This is a genomic window from Thiocystis violacea (assembly GCF_016583575.1).
Taxonomy (GTDB): Bacteria; Pseudomonadota; Gammaproteobacteria; order Chromatiales; family Chromatiaceae; genus Thiocystis; species Thiocystis violacea.
Genome location: NZ_NRRG01000042.1, coordinates 1 through 23,424 on the forward strand (window position 1 = coordinate 1; position 23,424 = coordinate 23,424).

The following is a 23,424-nucleotide window of genomic DNA, read 5'->3' on the forward strand; positions in this document are numbered from 1 at the left end:
CCCTCGACAGCCGCCACCCCCGATCGCACGGCCCCGAAAGACCAGCTCTCTCCCGTCGATCAGCTTCGCCTCTTCCCCGGCGATCGTTTAGCATTGTCGCCATCTAACCCATTCATAACCCCATGCCTACCCCTGTAGGCACAGAGAGAAACAGGAAATCATGAGCGATACGATCGAGGTCAAGGTTCCGGATATCGGAGATTTCAAGGACGTGGAAATCGTCGAGATTCTGGTCGTGCCGGGAGACGAGGTGGCCAAGGGGGGATCGCTGATCGCGATCGAAAGCGACAAGGCAACCGTGGAGATCCCCTCGCCGCGTGCCGGGACCATCCTGAATCTGAACGTCAAGGTCGGCGAGCGGGTCTCGCTGGGCGATACGATCCTGACCCTTGAGCCGTCCGACAGCGCCGACCAGGGTTCGGAACCGGCAGCCGACGCCGAGTCCACGTCCGTCGATCTGATCACCGAGGTCGTGGTGCTCGGCGCCGGACCCGGCGGCTACACCGCCGCCTTCCGCGCCGCCGACCTGGGCAAGAAGGTCGTCCTGATCGAGCGTTACGACCGGCTCGGCGGTGTCTGTCTGAACGTCGGCTGCATCCCATCCAAGGCGCTGCTGCATACCGCCGCCATCATGGAGGAGGTCAAGACGCTGGGCGTCATGGGCGTGACCTACGGCGAGCCCGAGGTCGATTTGGACAAGATGCGCGCGGGCAAGGACAAGGTGGTCGCCAAGCTCACCGGCGGACTCTCCGCCCTGGCCAAGCAGCGCAAGGTCGAGGTCATTCAGGGTACTGGCCGTTTCGAGTCGCCCAACCGCATCGGCGTCGAGACCAGGGAAGGCCGGGTGGGCATTCGTTTCGATCACTGCATCATCGCCTGCGGCTCCTCGCCGATGAAGATCCCCGGCTTCCCGCACGAGGATCCGCGCGTCATGGACTCCACCGACGCGCTCGAGATCGCCGACATCCCGGCGCGGATGCTGGTGGTCGGGGGCGGCATCATCGGCCTGGAGATGGCGAGCGTCTACAGCGCGCTCGGCTCCAGGATCGAGGTGGTCGAGCTCAAGGATCAGTTGATGCCTGGCTGCGATCTGGATCTGGTGCGTTGCGTCGAGAAGGTCATCAAGAAACGCTACGGCACCATCCGCCTGGAGACCAAGGTCGCCAGCATGAGCGCCGGACCCGAGGGCATCAAGGTCGTCTTCGAGGGCAAGCACGCGGGCGAGGAGACCTACGACAAGGTACTGGTCGCCGTCGGACGCCTGCCCAACGGCAAGCTGATCAACGCGGAAGCGGCCGGTGTCATGGTCGATAAACACGGTTTCATCCAGGTCGATGGCCACATGCGCACCAATGTGCTCAACATCCTGGCGATCGGCGACGTGGTCGGCGGCCCCATGCTCGCCCACAAGGCGACCCACGAGGCCAAGGTCGCGGCCGAGGTCATCGCCGGCCTGCCCGCCCTCTTCGATCCGCTGACCATCCCCTCGGTCGCCTATACCGATCCCGAGGTCGCCTGGATGGGTCTGACCGAGACCAAGGCCAAGGCCAAGGGCATCCCCTATGAAAAGGGCGTCTTCCCCTGGGCCGCGAGTGGCCGGGCGCTCGGCATCCATCGCGACGAGGGTCTGACCAAGCTGCTGTTCGACCCCGAGACCAAGCGCATCCTGGGCGCCGGCATCGCCGGACCCAACGCCGGCGAGTTGATCGGCGAGGCCGTGCTGGCGCTGGAGATGGGCGCGGACATGGAAGACATCGGTCTCACCGTCCATCCGCATCCGACCCTCAGCGAGACGATCGGACTGGCGGCGGAGATGGCGCACGGATCGATCACGGATCTGATGCCGCCCAAACGGCACTAGCCCGCCACGCGACCCCGCCATGGTCACGCGGATGATTGATGCGGGGTCGCGGCATCCCTATATGGCGTTCAGTGGACAGCATCGAACAGATCTTTGTTTAGGAATGCGGCGCAAGGGTCCAGAAACGAAAAGCCAGCTACTTTCGGCATGGCGGTCGAGATTCGGTAAACCTTCAACCCACCAAGACGAGATGACGATCATGAAAGGCATCATGTCCAAACAAGGCGCGCAAGCGGCGGCCCTGCTGATGACGCTGGCGCTGGCCTCCGGTTCAGGCTGGGCACTGGAAAAGGCGACCGATCTGGAGGATCTGACCTCGAAGGATCTGGATGATGGCCAGCGGGAAATGGCCAAGCGGGGCTACGAGTTGCTCCAGCCGGCTGGCGAACACGGTGGCCCCGAGTATTGGTGGAACCCGAGCCGCAAGCGTTGCGTGTTCCTGAAGACCGACGGCCGAAAGGTCGGCGTACTGAAGTCCGCTGGCGAGAAGGACTGCGATTACTACATCAAGAAAGGACGCGGGAATCTGTTCGTCGAGACCAATGCCCAGGCGCCGACGAAATAGTTGATGTCCTGAAAGCCCATACCCACGGCAAGGTCTTCAATGGACAGGATTAACAGGATTTCGCAGGATTGACAGGATTTATGCGGACCTGATCCATTCTTGTATTTCAAGCGCCGTGGTTTCGAGACCTGCCAAGAATGAAACCTCTACGAATCCTATTACTCTGCCTGACCGCCCTCGCGCCACTCATCGCGCGGGCGGCAAACATCGAGGAGGGCAAGATCGCGGATACCGGGCAAGGGTACTCGGTCTCGGCCGTTTACCCGGTCTTTCGTGAGCCTGGCCTGGTGGTCGTCAACCGGACGATTCGCGCCTTCGTCGAAACACTCATCGAGCCCTTCGTCGAGGAACAGGACACACCGCTCGCGGACGCGGAAAAGGCGCTGGACATGCCAGCGGCGTCCTTGGATATCGCCTACGACGAGCCTTTCATCACCGGGACTTACGTCCTGATCGCCTTCAATGGCTACGCCTATGGCGGCGGGGCGCACGGCATGCCGGTCATGGAACCGCTGCTGATCGACCGGACGAATGGCGAACGCCTCCCACCAGAGCGTCTGTTCAAACCCGGCGCGCCCTGGACCGAGGCGCTCGCGTCTCATTGTCTCGAACAGCTCGGTCAACGCGACGACCTCGCCTCGGATTCCGACTGGCTGCGCGCCGGCACGGAGGCCAGGCCCGAGAACTATCGCCTGCTTTATCCTGGCCCCGATGGTTTGACCGTCGTCTTCCCGCCCTATGCCGTCGCGCCCTACGCGGCCGGCCCCCAGGAGGTTCTGATTCCCTATTCCCGCCTGGCCGGCATCCTCGATCCGGCTCTCTTCGCGCCCTGAGTCATTCGGCTCGATAGGTCGTTAAGGCCGCGAGGGTTTCACCAACGAGGTCTGGGGCCGACGCTCGGGTCTTCTTGGCGGACCCTGATCCGGTCCGGGCGGACGCGGCTCGAATCCGGGGGATCGAGGCGGGCGCGGATGCCTCGGGATCGGGTGGACGAAATAGCGCTCGCGGGTCGTATTCTCAGCCTCCGCCTTCGCCCGTTCCGCCTCGATCGCTAGGAGTTGTCGCCGTGCCTCCAGACTCCGCTGCTCGGCGTCCCGGCGAACCTGCTCACGTTGCAGACGCTCTTCCTCCATCCGTCTGGCTTGATTCACCACGGAATAGCGGTCGTCGGCCGGCGTTTTCGCCGCCGGCACGGCCGGCAGGGTTTGAACCTCGACCGGGCCGGTCGAGGTTGGCGGCGGCTGATCGCTGAAATTGACCTGTCCCTGACCGTCCACCCAGCGATACAGCGACTCCGAGGCGAGGGCGTCGGAGCCGATGCCCAGCAGCAGGAACGAGAGCCATAACCATCGCGACCGGGCCGAATGCCTACGTCCTTGTGTCGACAACATGGATGGGTTCATTTGTCCCACGGCCTCCCTAAACAGATGAATTTGGCATCCAGCAAGAAGGCATACAGTTCGTGCAGACGCTCCGGGATCCGGACCGCGCCGTCCTTCGATGGATATTTGCGGGCCAGGATGCTGCGAACAGGCTTCGGCAGATCGTAGAGATCGACCAGCGACATGCCCCAGTCCTCGAAATAGCTCTCCTGAATCGGCTCGTAGGAGATGAGCCTCAGGTCATGGTGGCGTTCGTCCCGGATGAGTCGCGCGTAGAGGGCGTTCACGGCCTCGGACGGCCCCTCGAGCGCTTGCAGGAATTGGTCCCCGGACAGAACCAGCATGCCGGTGATTCCATGCTGGCGATTGCTCTCGGCGCTCTGCTCGATCAACCGGCGCAGATCCTCGTTCGGCATGAGCTTGTCGGTACAGGTGCTGCGGTAAATGAGTCGGCAATTGGTCATGGCCTGCTCCGAAAGTGCGTTGGTCGGATGCTCGTAGAATCCAACCGTCGGACCATCCTGGAAATCGGCGGTGGCTCCTTGAACCGCTCGACCACCAGATCCTCGCGCGATCCGCGCGTTCGCTCAGAGTGCCAGGTCGATCCCTGAGACCAGGATCCCTGGCAAGAGGGCGCTGGCGCTCGACCGCCCCTCGTAGGTATCCGAGGAAAGTAGCCGCTCGCGCTCGCGCGTCAGTCCCTCCAGACGGTCGCCCAGGAGGTGGTAGAGACTGTCATCGAAGCGCATCGCCTCCACCGGAGCGACAATCTCGCCGCCTTCGACCCAGAAGGTGCCGAAACGGGTCATGCCCGTGATCCGACAATCGTTCATGTCCGACCAGTTGCCGTACCAAAGGTTGCCGATCCAGAGTCCCGTTTCCAGTCGGGCCAGCACCTCGGCCTGGGGCAGCTCGCCGGGGTCCAGACTCAGGGATTCGGGCGATTCGGAGGCCGCGTTGACCGTCTCGCCATACTCCTTGCCGGCGCGCGCGTCCACCAGGCATGCGGCGAAGGCACCGCCTTCGATCAGGGTCACCGAGGACGGCTTGAGAAAACCCTCCGGGGTGAAATCGGGCGTCAGACCACGCGCGTGGTCCTCGCGGATGCTGAGCGCCGGACTCAGGACTCGCTCGCCCCGAACCAGTTTGAGCAACGGCGTCTGATGTGTCTTGTGTCCCTTGAGATCGAAACCGCCCCAGGCCAGCATCCCCATCAGTTCCTCGACCGCCGCCGGCGCGAGATAGGCCCGATAGCGACCGGGCTGGATGGTGCGTGAGGGGCGACTCATGACCTCCAGTCCATCGCGCATGGCTTGCAGCTTTTCGCGCAGCCGGTCCGGATCCCAGTGGGCGCCGCCATAACTCGACTTGAGCGCCTTGTCGCCCCCGCGATAGCCGCTCCAGTCGAGATGGAAGCTGCGGCTGCGATGCCAGCGACGATGACCGATGGAGCTGGCGAGCCCCTCGTGGATCTCGCCACTGGCCCAGAGGCCGACCAGATCCAGCCCCTCCGCCGCCTCGACCAGCATCGCGATGGCCTCCTCGGCGGGTGGCGGTTCACCACCCATGTCGGCCAGGCCCTCGCTGGCCTCGGTCGAATAGCTCAGATAGGGATCCTCGGGGAGGAAGGTCAGTCGCTCGCGCAGACGCTCCAGCAGATGCCGAGCCCGCGCGAGATCCATGTCCGGATCGCCGGTCAGGTCACAGCCCGCATCCGCTTGTCTGGCTCCGTCGATGAGCGTCAGACCCAGCCCGCCGGCCTGCACGCTGCCGGCCTGGCGAATACGACCACGATTCAAGCGCACGAAGTCGGAGACCTCGCCGCTCAGGTTGCAAAAAAGAATCTCGGAGCCGCTCAGATGGGACTGGAGCCGCTCGGCCAGCGAGAAAAAGACGTCCGGGTTCATTCGCCACCTCCGAAGACCGCGATGTTCCGGAACAGACAGGGTGGCGCGGCATGTCCGACATAGACGGACTGGTTCGGCTCGCCCTTGCCGCAGTTGCGCACACCCCGGACCTCCAGCGTCTCGGGACCGCCCACGCCATCCAGGCTGCGCCAGAAATCGGCCGAGCGGCCCCGATAGCCCGGATTGCGCACCAGCCCCTTGAGCTGTCCGTCCTCGATCAGGTGTCCCAGTTCGCAGCCGAACTGGAATTTGTTACGACTGTCGTCGATCGACCAGGAACGGTTGGTATCCATCAGCACGCCCCGCTCCACCCGAGCGATCAGATCGGCCAGGCCGCCCTGCCCCGGTTCCAGATTGATGTTGCCCATGCGGTCGATGGGAGGCCGATCCCAACCGCTGGCGCGGCTGTTGGCGGTCCCCGGCAGACCGGAACGCGCCTGGGACAGGGCGCCGCCCAAGGGTCGCTCCAGGACACCGGCGCGGATCAGATACTCGCGAGTCGCCGGGGTGCCGTCGTCATCGGCGGCCAGCGAGACCAACTCGCCCGGAACGCTCGGGTCGAAGGTAACGTTCAGAAGCTCGGAGCCGTAACGATAGCGGCCGAACATTTCGGGGGTGACGAAGCTGGTGCCGGCATAGTTGCGCTCGTCGCCCAGGATGCGGTCCAACTCCAGCGGATGGCCGATGCTCTCATGGATCTGGAGCACCATCTGGCCCGGCGTCAGAATCAGATCCCGAACATCGCTCGGACACTCGGGGGCCGAAAGCAGCGCGATCGCCTCCTCGGCGACCCTGGGGGCCTGCTCCAGGAACCCGAACGCCGCGAGGTTCTCCAATCCGCCCTGGCGCGCGCCATCCGCCCCGCCACCGTGACGGCGCTGGGTCTGGCTGCCCTCGTTGGCGACCGCGAACAGACCCGAATGAACGTATTCGAGAACCTGGGAGACCCGACCGCCGGCGCTGGTGACCAACAACTGCTCGACGCGGCGATGACCGAGCCAGGCCCCCCAGTCGAGGATCCGGTCATCGATGGCCAGGGACTGGTTGGCCAGTCGCAGCCGATCGAGTTTCGAGGCCAGCGGCATGGAGTCCCAAGGCTCGCGAACCTGGGCGCGATAGTCGGCGGTCAATTGGCCAATGGGATAGAGCGCGGCGTCGAACAACCCGGATCGGGCATGGACGCGCGCCCAGGCCAGCGCGCGCTCCGAGGCCGCGCGCAATCCGGCGGGACCGAGATCGCTGGTGGCCGCGTAGCCGATGCCGGCGCCCTCGATCACCGTGATCATGCCCCCCAGCGAGCGGCCAATCAGGCTCGGCTCGACCACCCCCTGGCGCACCTCCAGATGATCGCTTTCCTCGGCGACCAGACGCAGGGTCCAGCCATCGCAGGCTGGGGCTTGGGAAATGAAACGCTGGGCGATGTCGGACAGTTGGTCCATGGGTCGATGGCAAGCCGTGATGGAGATCAGGCTTGACTGTCGACGGGGCTGGGCCGGTTGTCAACCGTCCTCGCCAGCCTCGGGCTTGTTCGGATCCGGTTCGGTCAGCGCGATCGTCACCGTCACCTGGTTGCCCGTTCCCTGATACTCCAGCGACGAAAAGGCCAGATGACGGGCCATGGCAATGCCGCGGCCGTGGCTATCGAAGGCGCGGGCCGGATCCAGATCCAGATAGTCGCGCCATTCGAAACCCTGGCCCTGGTCGAAGATGGTGAAAGAGAGGCGACCCGCCTCGCGCCTAAGGCTCAGGCAGGCATGGCGATCGGCCTGATCGGGCTCGGCCAGACGGCGCTCGACCTCCTCCTTCCAGAGCCCGTCCTCGATCAGACGACCCTTTTCGGCGTAGTCGATACCCAGATTGCCATGCTCGACGGCATTGAGCATCAGCTCGGCGAGACCCATGGACGCCGACTCGGGGCTGGGGCACATCTGAGCCAGCGCGGACGACAGAACCGTGACATCGTCGAGACTGCGAAAACTGAAGGTGGCGCTGTCGGTCATGCAGAGGATGCGGTGCAGTTCGCCCCCGATTCTGGCCAGATCCTTGCGGTTACGCCGGTCGTCGAGCGCGGCGTTGACGATGCTCCGCAGCGCCTTGGGGGCATAGGGCTTGGCGAGGTAGTACCAGGCGCCGGCGGCAAGGCCCTCGGCGACCTGCTCGGAGCTATCCGCCGCGCTCTGCATGATGACCGGCACGTCGCGAAAACGGGTGTCCGCCTTGAGGCGTTTCAACACGTCCATCCCGTCCATCCGAGGCATCATCCGGTCGAGGATCACGCCATCGTAAAGCGAGGGCTCCTCCTTCAACATCTGCCAGGCTTCAAGCCCATCATGGGCGAAACTCAGTTGATGCTCGTCCTCCAGACAATTGGCGATGATATCCAGATTGATCGGTTCGTCATCCACGACCAGCAGCTTAGCCATCAGGATCCTCCTGTCGGTAGCGAAACCACCGGTTCCAATCCACCGGCGGCATGGGTTCCCATAATCGGTCGATTTCGCGACCCGGCAAACACCCGTGAACACCTATTCGCATCGCGGCGCCGACGGCTGGAATTTCATGGTCGTTCGAGCGTTTCGAGCCGGTGTGACGGATGCGCAAACTCGAGTCTTGGGCGATTTCCGGGAAAGTCCATACCCAACCCAAAGCTCCGGAAATGGACAGGATTTACAGGATTTTTCAAGATTGACAGGATTAAAAACAGCGCTTTATCAATCCTGTCAATCCTGCGAAATCCTGTCTATGACGACGCGGATCGCGGGTACAGGGTTTCCCGGAAATCACCTTATCACCGCGCGCCATTTTTCCAGTCGCATCCTAACCGCCAAGTCAATGGGGAATGCGGTACTGGATCGCAAAATTGATCGATCAGTCGCCAATCGAGACGGCATCGCCCAGAGGCCAGGTGATGATTTCCCGCAGCACGGCGGTCGCATAGGCCCCGGACGGCAGGCTGAATTCCAGCCTCAGACCAGTTCCGTCCAGTTCACCCACCAGGTCATCGACCGGCAAGCGCAGGGCGCGCCGCTCCTGCTCCAGACCCAGGCCGGCGAGCCGCTCCAGCCAGGGCGCGAAGCCCTGGGCGATCGAGACCTCAAGCGCGCGCACGCCCGGCCCTGTCGGCGGATCACCCGCCCCCCAGAGCGGACCGGTTGGGTGGAGATCCCGCTGCCCGCAGCGCGCGACCAGGGTATCGTCGATCGTATTGGCGACAAAAAATGAGTGACTGCCGGCGAGCTGCAAAGCCTCGCCGGGCTGGGGACGATCCCAATCGTCGCGCCGCACCCGCTCGGCCAACAACTCGTTGAAGATCTGCGAGCGAGCGGCCGAGAGCCAGAGACCGCGCTGATGGCGCACGACCCGCCGCGCCGCGCCGGTCAGCAGGGCATGGGCCTGGCGCAGATTTCCGTCCGCGTGTCCGAAGCGTTGCTCGCCGAAATAGTTGGGCACCCCGCGCGCGCGGATCGCGGCCAGGCGCGTCTCCAGATCCTCGACGCCGACCGGGCAATCGCGCGCCTGGATGCGAAAGCGATTCCCGGCGAGCGCGCCGCGCTTGAGCTTGCGGCGATGCGGATGCGTCTCCAGAACCTCGATGCCCTGATCGCCTAGGGGAGTCCAGTCCGGCAGGCCCTCGCGCGGTTTCGGGATGGAGAACCACTGCTCGGTGATGGCGTGACGATCCTTGAGACCCGCGTAGCCCACCGTGGAGACCGGCACGCCCGCCACCGCCGCCAGGCGGCGCGCGACCCATTCGGTATTGGCGCTGGTCTTGCGAACCCAGAGCAAGAGGTGATCGCCCTCGCCGTCCGGGTTGAAGCCGAGCCTTTCGGTGACGCGGAAATCCTCCGGCTCGACACGCAGTCGGCCCTCGCCAAGCGGAGCGCCGTGCGCGCGCGGCAGATCCGGGGACGATGTCCAGCTTGGCAGGGGCGGTTCCGACATGGCGGCGGAAGTGACGATCGACGGGGGTGCCAGGGGGTTCAGTTCGTCTCCTCCCGCAACAGCACGGCCGCCGAGGCCGCGATTCCCTCGCCGCGCCCGGTAAAGCCCATCCCCTCCATGGTCGTCGCCTTGACGTTGACACGCCTCGGGTCGCAGCCCATGTCGGCGGCCAGGATCTCGCGCATGCCGGGAATATGGCTGGCGAGCTTGGGACGCTGGGCGATGAGGGTCATGTCCGCGTTGTGAACCCGCAGCCCGAGTCCGTGCAGGCTCTCCATCACACGCCGCAGCAAAATACGGCTGTCGATGCCCGCGTAGGCGTCATCCGTATCCGGAAAATGCCGGCCGATATCCCCCAGACCGGCCGCGCCCAGGAGCGCGTCGCAGAGGGCGTGGATAAGGACATCGCCGTCCGAGTGGGCGAGCATCCCCTCGTCGTGAGGGATTTCCAGACCGCCGAGCACCAGGCGGCGCCCTGGGGCGAAACGATGGGCATCGAAGCCCTGACCGATCAACATGCTTGAGCCTCCAACCCTCGGCGACGAGCCAAGGGCTTGATTAACCAATCCGTCCCTGCTGTCGCAGATAGAACTCGGCGAGCGGAAGGTCTTCCGCCCGGGTGATCTTGATGTTGTCCGCGTGCCCCTCGATCAGACGCGGCTCCAGACCCAGGCGTTCGACCGCCGAAGCCTCGTCGGTGACCAGATCGTTCGCCTCCAACGCCTCGCGCAGGGCGCGCCGCAAGAGGTCGAGACGGAACATCTGGGGCGTGTAGGCGTGCCAGAGACTCGCCCGATCCAGGGTCGTCTCGACGCGCCCCCCGGCGTTCGCGCGCTTCATGGTGTCGCGCACCGGAATGCCGAGCAGACCGCCGACCTCGTCCTCCAGCAGGGCGCCGATCAGCCGGTTCAGATCATCCAGTCGCAGACAGGGACGCGCGGCATCGTGGACCAGAACCCAATCACGGTCGGCGGCTCGCTCCGTCAGGGCCGAGACGGCATTGAGGACGGAATGGCAGCGCTCCGCGCCACCGGGCGCACGGATCACCTTGGGATGGGTCGCATGGGCGGTCGAATCCCAATAACCGTCTTCCGCCCCCAGGGCGACCACGATCCCGCTGAGGCGAGCATGAGCCAGGAAGAGATCCAGCGTATGTTCGAGCACCGTGCGACCCGCGAGTTCCAGATACTGTTTGGGGACCGCGCTTCCCATCCGGCGCCCGACCCCGGCGGCCGGCAGGATCACCCAGAGCCTGGGTTCCGCCGTCATGGCTTGGCCGCCGGCTTGGGTCGTTCGATGACCTGGATGAAGATCTCGCCTGGCTTGATCATGCCGAGTTCGCTGCGCGCGCGTTCCTCGACCGCTTCCGATCCCCGGCCGAGATCCTCGACCTCGGCCTGAAGCTCCTGGTTACGGGTTTGCATTCGTTTGATCTCGGCCTCCTGAAAGGCGATCTCCCCCTTTAGGCCATGGAGATCGGCCAGGCTCCCCTCTCCGACCCAAAGCCGGTACTGGAGCGCGACTAGAAGAACGACCAGCACAGCAATCAGCCAGCGCATCGTGGGGCCTTTCTTGGCTTAAAGCCCCGGACCACGAGGGACCGAGGCCAAACGGAACGACGTCAGAGCCACTTGAAGGCATCGCGACCGGCGTAGATGGCCTCCTCGGCCAACTGGTCCTCGATGCGCATCAACTGGTTGTACTTGGCCACCCGGTCGGAGCGGGACAGCGAACCGGTCTTGATCTGGCCCGTCCCCATGGCCACCGACAGATCGGCGATCGTGGTGTCCTCGGTCTCGCCCGAGCGGTGCGAGATGACGGCCGTGTAGCCCGCGTCATGCGCCATCTCGATCGCCTCCAGGGTCTCGGTCAGGGTGCCGATCTGGTTGACCTTGATGAGAATGGAGTTGGCGACACCCTTGTCGATGCCTTCCTTGAGAATGCGGGTGTTGGTCACGAAAAGGTCGTCGCCGACGATCTGGACCTTGTCGCCCAGACGCTCGGTGAGGCGCTTCCAGCCGTCCCAGTCGCCCTCGGCGAGACCGTCCTCGATCGAGAGGATGGGATACTTGGACACCCACTGCGCGAGCAGATCGATCATGCCGTCGGAATCGAGCGTGCGGCCCTCGCCCGCGAGGACGTATTTGCCGTCCTTGTAGAACTCGGAGGCCGCCACGTCCATGCCGAGCTGGATGTCGGAACCGATCTTGAATCCGGCCTTGGTGACGGCCTCCAGGATCGCCTCGATCGCCGCCTCGTTGGAGGACAGATTCGGGGCGAAGCCACCCTCGTCGCCCACCGCCGTGCCCAATCCGCGACCTTTCAGCACGGACTGGAGGGCATGGAAGACCTCGGCACCATAGCGCACCGCCTCGCGGATGCTCCCGGCGCCGACCGGCAGGATCATGAACTCCTGGAAATCGACGCTGTTGTCCGCGTGCGAACCGCCGTTGATGATGTTCATCATGGGCACCGGCAGCCGATAGGGACCGCCGCACAGCGACATGAACAGCGGCAGCGCCTTCTCCTGGGCGGAGGCATGGGCGGCGGCGAGAGACAGACCCAGCAGGGCGTTCGCGCCCAGTCGCGCCTTGTTGTCGGTGCCGTCCAGCTCGATCATGCGCCGATCGATCGCCTCCTGATCGGCGACCTCCATGCCCAGCACCGCCGAGCGCAGCTCGCCCTGGATGTTGCCGACAGCGGTCAAGACACCCTTGCCGCCGTACCTGGACTTATCGCCATCGCGCAGCTCCAGGGCCTCGCGCGAGCCGGTCGAGGCGCCGGACGGGACGATGGCGCGACCGATCGCGCCATCGGCGGTGATGACATCGGCCTCGACCGTGGGATTGCCACGAGAATCAAGCACCTCGCGGGCGCGGACGTCGACGATTTCGGACATGCTGGGTGACTCCTGAAACGTATGTTGAAAAATGGATGTTCGCGAACCGCGCTATCTTACCTGCGGCCAGCATAGCCTGGATGAAAGATCGCGGAATCCGGATCGGGCGATGTTCAGCGGCACGTTCGCGAAATCCTTGGCGGAGTTGGTCAGGCTTTAATCTGGTGTTCTTGGTGTTCCTTCGGAGCGCGGGATTCACGGCTTTCGAGATTGGGGAAAGCTTATGCCACGCAGGACCTATAATGGCGATGTTTGTACCTTCACGACCCTGATGTTCGGGTTCGAAGAATGCGCGCCGTGCCGCCCGCAGGGTCTGCTCTTTAACCGCTTGTTAGGCTATTTCTGCTACTAATATTTACTCTCGTTAAACCCCAGCCGCGCCAGACAAAATTGATTACAGAAAGTCGCAAATCGTTTCCATATGTATGAACCCAAGAATATTATCAAGGCTTACAGACGGGACATAACTACGGATTCTATTTTCACAATCTCTTGAACCCACAATCACATAGAAGCCGATGCCAGTGAGTAAAAAATCACCTGGCGATCGCCACTCCCGTTCATGAGTAAAATCAACCTCTCCATGCTCAAATCTTACATGCCTCCATTTTTGTTCGGGTGGTATCCATGCCGCCTCATCATCCGGCAGATATATTACTGGTCTAGCACCACGTGAAAACGCATGCGATTTATGAAGAGCGACTCCATAGCAGGAGTATGGATGTCCTGAGCACCGCGATGACTCCACAAGCCGATGGACCGATGAAAGAGGCATTTCTGTAAAGCAAACAGCTGACTGCATACCTTTTATGTAACCCTCGTTTCCTGATGCGCGGATTCGCTGTTCGGAAAGAAGATTCATCAATAGATCGATTGCTAAACGGCCGTTTCGATATCCCGTCAAGTGGATTAGAGCTAGTGAGATATCTGAACGGTTACTTGGGCCTAATTTCATTATTGTACGTTTCGCCCAAGGGATAAGGTTAAGCAGCCCGCGTAGTTGGGTAAAATGGGCACACTGTGCTTTGCCCATCCTACAATTTACGCTTCGGCCCTCGTTGGGGTAAGCGATAGCGAACCCCAACATGCCTGCGAACTACACCGTCGCTACGAATTCAGTCGCCGTCAATCCGGCCGCTCGAATGAGGCTTCGTAGCCTGCCTTTCGCAGCTTCCCGGTGATCGGTTCCATGGCGGAAAACACCATCAGGACGTTCATTCCTTAGCACTGGAGTCGAAACAACGAATTCCAGCACGGGATTCGAGACTCGCGCACGAGGTCATGTAGGACAGAGCGTTGTCCTTGCGGATGCTCACGACATGCTCGCCGCCATTCGAGCAAGCGACCGCGACCAGGGCATCGCCATTGGAGCCGGTTCCGATCGCCTGCGTCCTGGTCACGGCGTCACAGCGTTGACCATGCTTGCTGATTACATACTCGAATGCCTGATACGCCAACTGCGAGTAGGTCGGCGCGGCGACCATGGCCAATGCGAAGACCAATAGCCCTCGCGCCAGGAGCCCCTTATCCGATCGGGAAAAACCACGCATGGCTGTTCGCACCCGCTCCATAAACCGCTACCTGATTAGCCAACATTGGTGGGAATCGAATGATCGGCGCAGCGACCTACCGCGTTCGGATGTCCGGAACCGCCTCGGCCGTAGGAGCGAAGCGGTGAAGATGGGCACGCGGCACTTTACCCATCCGGTAGTGCCTCGATTCGTAGGATGACAACACACGCGCACACCCGTGGGAGCGGCTTACAGCCGCGAACAACCTCGCGTCGGCGCTCATCGCGGCTAAAAGCCGCTCCCACGAAATCCTATCGATTGGGGCGCTACCGCCCATCCAACATCAGGCTTCCGCGAAGCCGGCGGCCTTGACCACCCGATCGATCTCGACCAGCGTCGCCAGCAGCTCGCGCATGCGGCCGAGCGGCCAGGCGTTGGGGCCATCGCTCAGCGCCTCGTCGGGGCGCGGATGGGTCTCCATGAAGAGTCCGGCGACTCCGGCGGCGACGGCGGCGCGCGCCAGCACGGGGACGAATTCGCGCTGACCGCCGGAGCGATCGCCCTGTCCACCCGGCAGCTGCACCGAGTGGGTCGCGTCGAACACCACGGGGCAGCCGGTCTCGCGCATGACCGCCAGTGAGCGCATGTCCGAGACCAGGTTGTTGTAGCCGAAGGAGACGCCGCGTTCGCAGACCATGATGTGCTCGTTGCCGGTCGCGCGCGCCTTGTCGACCACATGACGCATGTCCCAGGGGGCGAGGAATTGGCCCTTCTTGATGTTGACCGGCTTGCCCTGACTGGCCACGGCCTGGATGAAATTGGTCTGGCGGCAGAGAAAGGCCGGGGTCTGGAGCACGTCGACGACGGCGGCGACCTCGCCGAGCGGGGTGTCCTCGTGCACGTCGGTCAGGATCGCGACCCCGATCCGCTCGCGCACGGACTCCAGAATCCGCAGCCCCGCCTCAAGCCCAGGTCCACGAAAGCTGTCGCCCGATGACCGGTTGGCCTTGTCGAACGAGGATTTGTAGATGAAGGGGATGCCGAGCGCGTCCGTCATCTCCTTCAAGGCCCCGGCCGTTTCCTGGGCCAGCGCCTCGCTCTCGATGACGCAGGGTCCGGCGATCAGGAACAGGGGCCGGTCGATCCCGACCTCGAACGGGCCGAGCGGCATCATGCGGCCTTGACTCCCGTGCGCTCGCGCTGGGCGAGCGCGGCGCGAATGAAGCCTCGGAACAGCGGATGCCCGTCGCGCGGGGTCGAGGTGAATTCCGGATGGAACTGACAGGCGATGAACCAGGGGTGGTCCGGGATCTCGATGATCTCGACCAGCCGATTGTCCAGCGACCAGCCGGAGAAACGCATCCCCGCGTCCTGGAGCTGATTGAGGTAACGGTTGTTGAATTCGTAACGATGACGATGGCGCTCGCGCACCTGGGCCGTGCCGTAGACCGAACGGGCCAGGCTGCCGGGCTCCAGACGGCAGTTCTGTCCGCCCAGACGCATGGAACCGCCCAGATCGCCACCCTCGGCGCGAGTCTCGACCTTGCCGCTCTCGTCGCGCCATTCGGTGATGAGCGCAATCACCGGATGCGGGGTCTGGCGGTCGAACTCGGTACTGTGAGCGCCTTCCATGCCGGACATGTGGCGGGCGTATTCGATCACCGCGACCTGCATGCCCAGACAGATTCCCAGATAGGGGATGCGGCGCTCCCGAGCATAACGGGCGGTCGCGATCTTGCCCTCGATCCCGCGCTCGCCGAAACCGCCCGGAACCAGAATGGCGTCCAGACCGTTCAGACCATCCGGACCCTTCTGCTCGATCTCCTCGGAATCCAGATAGAGGATCTCGACCTTGGTCCCGGTATGCACGCCCGCGTGCGCCAGGGCCTCGGACAGCGACTTGTAAGCCTCGGTGAGATGCATGTACTTGCCGACCATGCCGACGCGCACGGACTGCTTGGGATGATCGAAGCCATCGATCACCCGATCCCACTCGACCAGATCCGCCTCGGGAACCTCTAGATGGAACTGACGCACCACCAGGTCGTCGAGCTTCTGGTCATGGAGCAGACGCGGGATGCGATAGATGTTGTCCGCGTCCACCGCCGAAATGACGGCGTTCTCGGAGACGTTGGTGAAGAGCGCGATCTTGCGGCGCTCCTCGTCCGGCAGGTTGTGCTCGGCGCGGCACAGCAGGATGTCGGGCTGGATGCCGATGGAGCGCAGTTCCTTGACCGAGTGCTGGGTCGGCTTGGTCTTGATCTCGCCGGCGGTCCGGATGTAGGGCACCAGGGTCAGGTGCATGAAGAGCGCGTTCTCGCGTCCCTCCTCCACCCGCATCTGGCGGATCGCCTCCAGGAAGGGCAGCGACTCGATGTCGCCGACAGTGCCGCCGATCTCGACCATGGCGATATCGGCGCCCTCGGCGCCCAGGCGGATGCTCTGCTTGATCTCGTCGGTGATGTGCGGAATCACCTGCACGGTGCGACCGAGATAGTCGCCGCGACGCTCCTTGCGGATCACGCTCTCGTAGATCTGACCGGTCGTGAAGTTGTTGTTACGCCCCATGCGGGTGCGCAGGAAACGCTCGTAGTGACCGAGGTCCAGATCGGTCTCGGCCCCGTCGTCGGTGACATAGACCTCGCCATGCTGAAACGGGCTCATGGTGCCCGGATCGACATTGATGTAGGGGTCGAGCTTGATCATGGTGACGCGAAGACCGCGCGCCTCAAGCAGGGCGGCCAGCGAGGCCGAGGCAATGCCTTTACCCAGCGATGAGACGACACCGCCGGTGATGAAAATAAATTTTGTCATAGGGAACGCGAAAGGAGGGTGGGAGAGTCATGACCCGAATGCCCCGACAAGCTACCAAAATCGCCGCGCCGGCTCAATCCGGACGGTCCCTGATAGCGAGCGGGCCGACCCGCTGGAGCGCTCGCCCCAACGCCTGTCGCCCGGCCTGGAACGCCGGCTCGTACACGGTCTTAAGCACTTGTATTCTGACATGGATCAGGTTACAAAATGACCGGACTTGACCCAGATCAATCACAAGAACGTTACCGAAACGTCGGGGCGTAAGGGGGCGGCGCGTTGAGCCAGAGCAGAGTGATCTCGATAGAAACCATCCGCGTGGCGTGCAAGAACTGCACGCTGTCCGCTCTTTGTCTACCCATGGGGCTGAACTCCGAGGATGTGGAACGGCTCGACGACATCGTCAAACGGGCGCGCCCCTTGCACCGCGGAGACTTCCTGTTTCGCGAGAGCGATCGCTTCCGCTCGCTGTTCGTGGTCAAGACCGGCTCGGTCAAGACCTTCGCGCCCAGCCCCGAGGGCGGCGAGCAAGTCCTGGGTTTCCATCTGCCGGGCGAGCTCATCGGCCTGGACGCCATCGACAAGGACATGCATGCCTGCTCGGCCAAGGTGCTGGAAACCTCCGCGATCTGCGAGCTTCCCTTCGCTCGCCTGGAGGAGCTGACCGCCGCCATCCCCAGCCTGCAACACCAGATGTACCGCCTGCTCAGCAAGGAGATCGGCCAGGATACGGAGATGCTGCTGCTGCTCGGGAAGAAGAACGCGGAAGAGCGGCTGGCCGCCTTTCTGCTCAGTCTCTCGCAGCGTCTTCACAAACGCGGCCTCTCGCCCTCGGACTTCTATCTCAGCATGTCGCGCCATGAGATCGGGAATTATCTGGGGCTCGCGGTCGAGACCGTGAGCCGGCTGTTCACGCGCTTCCAGGACGATGGTCTGATGCGGGTCGACCGCAAGCACATCCAACTGCTCGATCTGCTGGCCCTGGAATCGCTCGTCGGCGGATCGAGCCAGAACCGACGCCAGCAGCAACAGCAAACCTGAATCGCGGTCGCGGGTCGCGCCGCCCGCGGATCACCGACAACCGTCCTTGAGCCAGACACAGCCGTCCGGACTGGACGACTGAATCGCCAGCAGCCGCGCGGCGTGGGCTTCGCATTCAGGCTCACGCGCCTTCACGACCCGTAGCCGCGGCCGGTTCGGGTCGATCCGACCGCGCGACTGGGAGCGGTTGGCCTGGCCCGGCTCATCGCCCGCGTCGCCCCCCAGGTGCAAGGCGACCTGCCCCCCCGTCATGGCGAGATAGACGTCCGCCAGGATCTCGGCGTCGAGCAGCGCCCCATGGCGCTCGCGATGCGAATTGTCGACCGAATAGCGTTTGCAGAGCGCGTCCAGGCCGTTGCGTTGCCCCGGATGCAGCCGGCGGGCCATCACCAGGGTGTCGGTCACCTCGCAAAGATCGGCGATGCGGGGCGCGTCCGGGCGCCAGCGCCCGAGTTCATGATCCAGAAAGCCAACGTCGAAGGGGGCGTTATGGATGATCAGCTCGGCGCCTTCCACGTAGCGGACGAAGCGCTCGGCCGCCTCGGCGAAACGCGGCTTGTCCGCGAGGAAGGCGTTACTGATCCCGTGCACCTCTTCCGCGCCGGCGTCGATCTCGCGGTCGGGCTGGAGGTACTGATGGAAATTGTTGCCGGTCAAGCGGCGGTCGATCATCTCGACACAGCCGATCTCGATGATCCGGTGCCCCTCGCGAGGCTCGAGACCCGTGGTCTCGGTATCGAGCACGATCTGACGCATCAGCGTCCCCCCAGGCTTGGAACACCCTGGTTGGCGAGCCGGTCGGCCCGCTCGTTCTCGGCATGCCCGGCATGCCCCTTGACCCAGCGCCAGCTCACCTCATGCTGACCGAGCGCGAGATCCAGCCGCTCCCAGAGGTCGCGGTTCTTGACCGGCTTGCGGTCGGCGGTCAGCCAGCCGTTGCGCTTCCAGCGCGGCATCCATTCCCCGACCCCGCGCTTGACGTACTGCGAGTCGGTGGTGACCCGGATCCGGCTCGCTTGCTTGAGTGACTCAAACGCCGCGATCACCGCCATCAACTCCATGCGGTTGTTGGTCGTCGCGCGCTCGCCACCGTGGAGTTCCTGCTCGACCTCGCCCCAGCGCAGCAGCACCCCCCAGCCGCCGGGACCAGGATTGCCCTTGCAGGCACCATCGGTAAAGGCTTCGACGCAATCAGGCATGGCCCGTTCCTCGGGTTGTCGGACGCACGGCGCGACCCGGTAGCAGGGCGCGCCGACTGGTCCGGTAAGGTCTGAGTGGAGTCAGGGTCGCCACCCGCTTGACCGCGCGAATCACGTAGATACCTCCCAGCATGGGCCAGAACCTTCGGCCGAGGGCATCGAGCGAGACACAACGCGGCCTCAGTGGCGAACCCCAGGGTGGGCAGAAGAGGGCATATTCGCGCGCCTCGATATCGAATCCCAGATCGGACAACCAGTGCTCGACCTGGGATGCGAGCCGAAACCGCGCGCGCCAGGGCAGGCGACGCCTGGCGGGCCACCAGAGACGCGCGAGCCCCCAGAGGCTCAGGGCGTTGAAACCGACGATCACCAGGCGCCCCTCGGGAATCAGTACCCGCTCGGCCTCGCCCAGCACGGCCCTGGGGTGATCCGAGTCGTCCAGGGTATGCGGCAGCAGAAGCGCGTCGATGCTGTCCGAGGCCAGCGGCAGCGCGGTCGGCAGACCCACGATGCCGGATTGCCCGCGTCCATCGAACGGCTCGCCGGGCAACAGGATCCGGTGCCGGATCCGGCTCGACGCCAGGGCCTCGCGAAAGCCATCGCTCGCGCCCACCTGGACCAGGTAATACCCGAAGGTATTGGCCAGGAGCCGCTGGACGCAGGCGCACTCGATCCGCGCCACGGCGGCGCCGAGCGGTGTGCGATACCAGTCCTGGAAGGGGGCGGGCTTGGGTGCCTGGGTTGGATCGACGGTCATTCGAATGCCTCTGCTGGACGCACATGGTAACCGTGATCGGCCCGGCTGTCGCAGCGGCGGATCCGGAACTAGGATCCGGTTAAACCTGGAATTCGTTCCGTCCTTTGCGTATCATACGCCGACAATATTAATAATGTTTCGCTCATACAGAGAGTTACGTTAATTTCCTCGGGGTGCCCATGCCAGAAGTCAGACTTCTGGGGCTTACAGCCTGCGCGCTGTCGGCCCTCGCCTTACCGTTTTTCACCGGTTGCGCCAGCAAGAACGATTTCACCGCCATGGATGAGTCCCATGGAGCCTACGTGGGCATGGTCTCGGCGCGTGAGTACGGCTACGTCAGACCAGCCCGCGACGTGGTGGTCACGGGACGGACCCGCGTCGTCGAGCGAGGTCAGGGTCAGGGTGGCGACGTCTGGCAGCGTGTGCGCGTCGGGATGCAACTGGACCTTCAGGCCAATTCAAGCATCGACAGCAAGCTGGAGCAATTCCGTCGCGACCCCCGCTATCTTGAGAAGATGTCGCAACGTGCCTCCCCCTACCTGCCCACCATCGTGGCGGAGATCGAGCGTCGCGGCTTCCCGATGGAACTGGCGCTCCTCCCCCATGTGGAGAGCCGCTACAACCCCTCCGCCACCTCGCCCAAGGCCGCCGCCGGCATGTGGCAGTTCATGCCCTACACCGCGCGCGAGATGGGTCTGCGACTGGACGGGAGCACGGACGAGCGACGCGACGTCATCGCCTCGACCCGCGCCGCGATGGACTATCTCGAAATGCTCAACAAGCGGTTCGATGGCGACTGGGAACTGGCCATGGCCGCCTACAACTGTGGTCCCGGACGTGTCGCGTCGGCCCAGGAAGCTAACCGCCGCGCCGGCAAACCGACGGATTTCTGGTCGCTGAACCTGCCGAACGAGACCAAGCAATACGTTCCGCAGATCCTGGCCGCCGCCAAGCTGGTCGCCGAGTCCCGCCGCTATGGTCAGCATCTTCCGGCCATCGCGGATCAGCCTCGGATCGAGGTGATTCGCGGCAGTCAGCCCATGGATCTGGTCAAGGTGGCGCTGGCCGGCGGTGTCGATCTCGCCGACCTGAAGCGACTCAACCCCGATCTCAAGCTCGGCAAGAAAAACCATCCGCCGCTGACCCGACTCGCGGTTCCGGCCGGGAAGGGCCGCCGGATCAGCGCGGCCGCCCCACTCGTCAGCGTGGAAACCATGCCCATCGCGGGCGAATCGCGCGTCGCCGTGAGACTGAATCAGAGACAGGTGTCAGAGACCACCGCCGCGCCTTTCTCGGACTCCAGGGCGCATCTGGTCAAGAACGGCGAGACCCTGGCCTCGATCGCGCTCCGGCATGGACTGGACCAGAAGACTCTCGCCGAATGGAACGGCCTCGCCGCCCGCGAGACCCTGCTTCCCGGACAGACCCTGAACATCCCGACCCGCAAGGCCCCGGATGTCGTCACCCATCGGGTCCGGCAAGGGGACTCCATCACGGCGCTGGCGCGTCGCTATGGCGTCTCGATCGCGGATATCCGGCGCTGGAATCACCTCGCCGACAATCGACTCAAGCCGGGCGACACGGTTCGCATCTACCGCGGCGGTTCCGGCAGCTCGACCTGATCGGCTGGACCCCTTCCCTCCCTGACCGCGATGGGTTCTCGATGCGCGGTCGGCCAAGCCCTGGGGATGACCGCCACGCCGATCGTTCGAGGCTCTCGGATTCTCTTCATGCCCTATGGGGAAGACGGGTTTGAGCCAATCCGACCCGCCCGCGCGACTCGCGCGGATTCTCCTGTCGCTTTCCCTGGTTGTGTCGATGAGCGCGCTCGGGATGTCCATCCTGCCTTATCCAGGGTCAGCCCCGGCCAAGACCGAACGGCCCTTCGATCCGCCCAAGCCGGGGATGGCCGACCGCCTGGTGGTCCGAAAATCCGAACGCCGACTCTACCTGATGCGCGGCGAGCAGGCGTTGCGGACCTATGGGATCGCGCTCGGCTTCAGGCCCGATGGTCACAAGCGGCACGAGGGGGACGGACGAACCCCCGAGGGACACTACCGGATCGACCGACGCAACGATCGCAGCCGCTACCGCAAGTCGCTGCGGATCTCCTACCCGAATACGCGCGATGTCCGGCGCGCGCGGTTCAGGGGCCAATCGCCTGGCGGGCTGATCATGATCCACGGTCAGCCGAACGCTCGGGGCGGCGCGGAGCCGCTCGCGGGAGACTGGACCCAAGGCTGCATCGCCGTCTCGAATCGGGCGATCGATGAGATCTGGTCACTGACCGCCCTGGGTACGCCGATCGAGATCCTGCCCTGATCCAGTCGATCCGGACCCATGGAAAGCGGTTCAGTCACCGCCTTCCTCTGGTTTCGGATGAGCCATGAAGAATCGCGCCATCTCACGCGAGGCGTCTGGTCCCAAGGGTTGCGCGAAGGCGCCCAGGGGATGGCCTCCAAACCAGCCATGACCGCCGCCGTGAACCAGCCAGAGTTCCGCCCGGCTCGCCCCGCGAGCATCCAGATAGTCGGTACGGGTATAGGCGTATCCGCCCGGAACACGCCCCTCGGCGCTCCGGATCCGGCCATCGCTAGCGTCCGGCCGCGCGCCGAGGGCCTGCTCGATGACGCCCACCGCGTTCATGGGATGCACCGTGGTGTCCGCGTCACCATGAAAAACGATCGCCGGCCGTGGCGGGATACGGCAGCCTGGCGCCGTCGGCCCCTGACGCAGGCATGTCAGGGCCGAGAGGGCATCCTGGGCCGAGGCATGGGGAAGTCCGGAATGGACCCCGACCGCGGCGAACAGATCCGGATGGGTCGCCGCCAGGGTCATTGCCATCACCCCGCCCGCGGACAGACCGGCGACATAGACGCGGCGCCGATCGATCCCGTGGCTCGCCATCACCCGCCGCGTCATTCCGGCGAGCAGTGACGGTTCGCCCTGGTCGGGCTTCTGGTGCTCGATCAGCGGCCAGTTCCAACAGCCCGCGCCATTGGCCGCGCGAGCCTGGGTCGGATAGAGGACGAGGAAGCCCATTTCATCGGCGATCACGTTCATCCGGGTCAGGATGGCGAACTGATCCGCGTCCTGTCCGCAACCATGGAGCATCAGGATCAGTGGACGCGCCTCGTCGAACCGCGCGCACGCCCCGCGAACCGGCACATAGAGCTTGTAGTCGAGTCGACCCTCAAGGCTGGCCTGGTGGCCGCCGATGAACCGCGCCCCGATCGATCCAGCCTCGTCGACGACCTCGAAATCGCCCTCGATGACATCAGGCGAATCGGCCGGATCGCAGTCACTCGCGGCCACGCCCAGTCCACGCTGGATCAGCGCGGCAGCCTCGGCGAGGCGGCCCTCCCGAGTCAGGCGGCCGGCCTCCAACATCATCGCCTTCAGGGTTTCGTTCATGACCTGGGATTCCGCAAGGGCGCACGCGCCGCGTCTCCTCTATTCGAGACAGGGGCTGCGACGCCATGGATGGACGTCTGGCCGACAAAACTATAGCGGCTCGCGGGTTGCCGGTCGCGCCCAGTCCTGCCAGAG

The 23,424-nt window shown here is 64.2% G+C and carries 23 protein-coding genes; 6 read left to right on the forward strand and 17 right to left on the reverse strand.

The genetic code is table 11. The features are described 5' to 3' along the window. Positions 1-160: 160 nt before the first annotated feature. The 3 genes from lpdA to CKO27_RS17425 all read left to right on the forward strand — a co-directional run bounded on the left by lpdA (position 161) and on the right by CKO27_RS17425 (position 3,259). Entirely contained in the window at positions 161-1,861 is a 1,701-nt protein-coding gene (gene lpdA / locus CKO27_RS17415) for a dihydrolipoyl dehydrogenase (protein ID WP_200376190.1), read from the forward strand. A 19-nt stretch (positions 1,862-1,880) separates the two neighbouring features. Continuing rightward, entirely contained in the window at positions 1,881-2,426 is a 546-nt protein-coding gene (locus CKO27_RS17420; RefSeq protein ID WP_200376191.1) for a hypothetical protein, read from the forward strand. 137 nt (positions 2,427-2,563) lie between these two features. Continuing rightward, complete coding sequence (locus tag CKO27_RS17425) at positions 2,564-3,259, forward strand: RsiV family protein (RefSeq protein ID WP_200376192.1); 696 nt, start codon at positions 2,564-2,566, stop codon at positions 3,257-3,259. 21 nt (positions 3,260-3,280) lie between these two features. Here the strand turns inward: CKO27_RS17425 and CKO27_RS17430 are convergent, their stop codons facing one another. The 13 genes from CKO27_RS17430 to CKO27_RS17490 form a co-directional block, all read right to left on the reverse strand. Beyond that, entirely contained in the window at positions 3,281-3,817 is a 537-nt protein-coding gene (locus CKO27_RS17430; protein ID WP_200376194.1) for a DUF4124 domain-containing protein, read from the reverse strand. Between the two features lie 8 nt (positions 3,818-3,825). Continuing rightward, a complete protein-coding gene (locus CKO27_RS17435; RefSeq protein WP_200376195.1) occupies positions 3,826-4,272 on the reverse strand; it encodes a BLUF domain-containing protein in 447 nt (148 codons plus the stop codon). Between the two features lie 123 nt (positions 4,273-4,395). After that, positions 4,396-5,715, reverse strand: coding sequence for a TldD/PmbA family protein (locus tag CKO27_RS17440; protein ID WP_200376196.1), 1,320 nt, complete (start codon positions 5,713-5,715; stop codon positions 4,396-4,398). After that, positions 5,712-7,154 carry a TldD/PmbA family protein gene (locus tag CKO27_RS17445; RefSeq protein ID WP_200376197.1) on the reverse strand — a complete coding sequence of 481 codons (1,443 nt, stop codon included), beginning with the start codon at positions 7,152-7,154 and terminating at the stop codon, positions 5,712-5,714. Before CKO27_RS17445 ends, CKO27_RS17440 begins: the two co-directional genes overlap by 4 nt. 60 nt (positions 7,155-7,214) lie before the next feature. Then, positions 7,215-8,138, reverse strand: a complete 924-nt coding sequence (locus tag CKO27_RS17450; RefSeq protein ID WP_200376198.1) for an ATP-binding response regulator — start codon at positions 8,136-8,138, stop codon at positions 7,215-7,217. A gap of 445 nt (positions 8,139-8,583) precedes the next feature. After that, on the reverse strand, positions 8,584-9,657 hold the full coding sequence (gene truD / locus CKO27_RS17455) for a tRNA pseudouridine(13) synthase TruD (protein ID WP_200376199.1): 1,074 nt from the start codon (positions 9,655-9,657) through the stop codon (positions 8,584-8,586). A gap of 38 nt (positions 9,658-9,695) precedes the next feature. After that, positions 9,696-10,175 (reverse strand): 2-C-methyl-D-erythritol 2,4-cyclodiphosphate synthase, encoded by a 480-nt coding sequence (gene ispF, locus CKO27_RS17460; RefSeq protein ID WP_200376200.1) that lies wholly within the window; start codon positions 10,173-10,175, stop codon positions 9,696-9,698. 40 nt (positions 10,176-10,215) lie between these two features. After that, the gene (gene ispD / locus CKO27_RS17465) at positions 10,216-10,926 is read right to left on the reverse strand and encodes a 2-C-methyl-D-erythritol 4-phosphate cytidylyltransferase (RefSeq protein ID WP_200376201.1); all 711 of its coding nucleotides are present in this window, start codon (positions 10,924-10,926) and stop codon (positions 10,216-10,218) included. Then, complete coding sequence (gene ftsB, locus CKO27_RS17470; protein WP_200376202.1) at positions 10,923-11,216, reverse strand: cell division protein FtsB; 294 nt, start codon at positions 11,214-11,216, stop codon at positions 10,923-10,925. Before ftsB ends, ispD begins: the two co-directional genes overlap by 4 nt. Before the next feature lie 62 nt (positions 11,217-11,278). Further along, positions 11,279-12,556: a phosphopyruvate hydratase gene (gene eno, locus CKO27_RS17475; protein ID WP_200376204.1), complete on the reverse strand. Its 1,278-nt coding sequence runs from the start codon at positions 12,554-12,556 to the stop codon at positions 11,279-11,281. A 1,214-nt stretch (positions 12,557-13,770) separates the two neighbouring features. Then, positions 13,771-14,106 carry a hypothetical protein gene (locus CKO27_RS17480; protein WP_200376205.1) on the reverse strand — a complete coding sequence of 112 codons (336 nt, stop codon included), beginning with the start codon at positions 14,104-14,106 and terminating at the stop codon, positions 13,771-13,773. Between the two features lie 304 nt (positions 14,107-14,410). Then, entirely contained in the window at positions 14,411-15,241 is an 831-nt protein-coding gene (gene kdsA / locus CKO27_RS17485) for a 3-deoxy-8-phosphooctulonate synthase (RefSeq protein WP_200376207.1), read from the reverse strand. Further along, entirely contained in the window at positions 15,238-16,881 is a 1,644-nt protein-coding gene (locus tag CKO27_RS17490; RefSeq protein ID WP_200376208.1) for a CTP synthase, read from the reverse strand. The genes kdsA and CKO27_RS17490 overlap by 4 nt, the downstream gene beginning before the upstream one ends. Before the next feature lie 276 nt (positions 16,882-17,157). On the opposite strand from CKO27_RS17490, the gene fnr reads away from it, so the two are divergent. Further along, on the forward strand, positions 17,158-17,919 hold the full coding sequence (gene fnr / locus CKO27_RS17495) for a fumarate/nitrate reduction transcriptional regulator Fnr (RefSeq protein ID WP_200376209.1): 762 nt from the start codon (positions 17,158-17,160) through the stop codon (positions 17,917-17,919). 30 nt (positions 17,920-17,949) lie between these two features. Here the strand turns inward: fnr and dnaQ are convergent, their stop codons facing one another. The 3 genes from dnaQ to CKO27_RS17510 are packed head-to-tail and all read right to left on the reverse strand — an operon-like array spanning position 17,950 to position 19,875. Beyond that, positions 17,950-18,675, reverse strand: a complete 726-nt coding sequence (gene dnaQ, locus CKO27_RS17500; protein WP_200376210.1) for a DNA polymerase III subunit epsilon — start codon at positions 18,673-18,675, stop codon at positions 17,950-17,952. Further along, the gene (rnhA, locus tag CKO27_RS17505) at positions 18,675-19,118 is read right to left on the reverse strand and encodes a ribonuclease HI (RefSeq protein ID WP_200376211.1); all 444 of its coding nucleotides are present in this window, start codon (positions 19,116-19,118) and stop codon (positions 18,675-18,677) included. The genes dnaQ and rnhA overlap by 1 nt, the downstream gene beginning before the upstream one ends. After that, on the reverse strand, positions 19,111-19,875 hold the full coding sequence (locus CKO27_RS17510; RefSeq protein WP_200376212.1) for a class I SAM-dependent methyltransferase: 765 nt from the start codon (positions 19,873-19,875) through the stop codon (positions 19,111-19,113). The genes rnhA and CKO27_RS17510 overlap by 8 nt, the downstream gene beginning before the upstream one ends. 179 nt (positions 19,876-20,054) lie before the next feature. Here CKO27_RS17510 and CKO27_RS17515 point away from each other — a divergent pair, with 179 nt between their 5' ends. Together CKO27_RS17515 and CKO27_RS17520 are read left to right on the forward strand one after the other, a co-directional pair. Next, positions 20,055-21,497, forward strand: coding sequence for a LysM peptidoglycan-binding domain-containing protein (locus CKO27_RS17515; RefSeq protein WP_200376213.1), 1,443 nt, complete (start codon positions 20,055-20,057; stop codon positions 21,495-21,497). Positions 21,498-21,627: 130 nt separating this feature from the next. After that, a complete protein-coding gene (locus tag CKO27_RS17520; RefSeq protein ID WP_242470969.1) occupies positions 21,628-22,197 on the forward strand; it encodes a L,D-transpeptidase family protein in 570 nt (189 codons plus the stop codon). Between the two features lie 30 nt (positions 22,198-22,227). On the opposite strand, the gene CKO27_RS17525 is transcribed toward CKO27_RS17520, so the two are convergent. Beyond that, entirely contained in the window at positions 22,228-23,289 is a 1,062-nt protein-coding gene (locus tag CKO27_RS17525; protein ID WP_200376214.1) for an extracellular catalytic domain type 1 short-chain-length polyhydroxyalkanoate depolymerase, read from the reverse strand. Positions 23,290-23,424 lie beyond the last annotated feature (135 nt).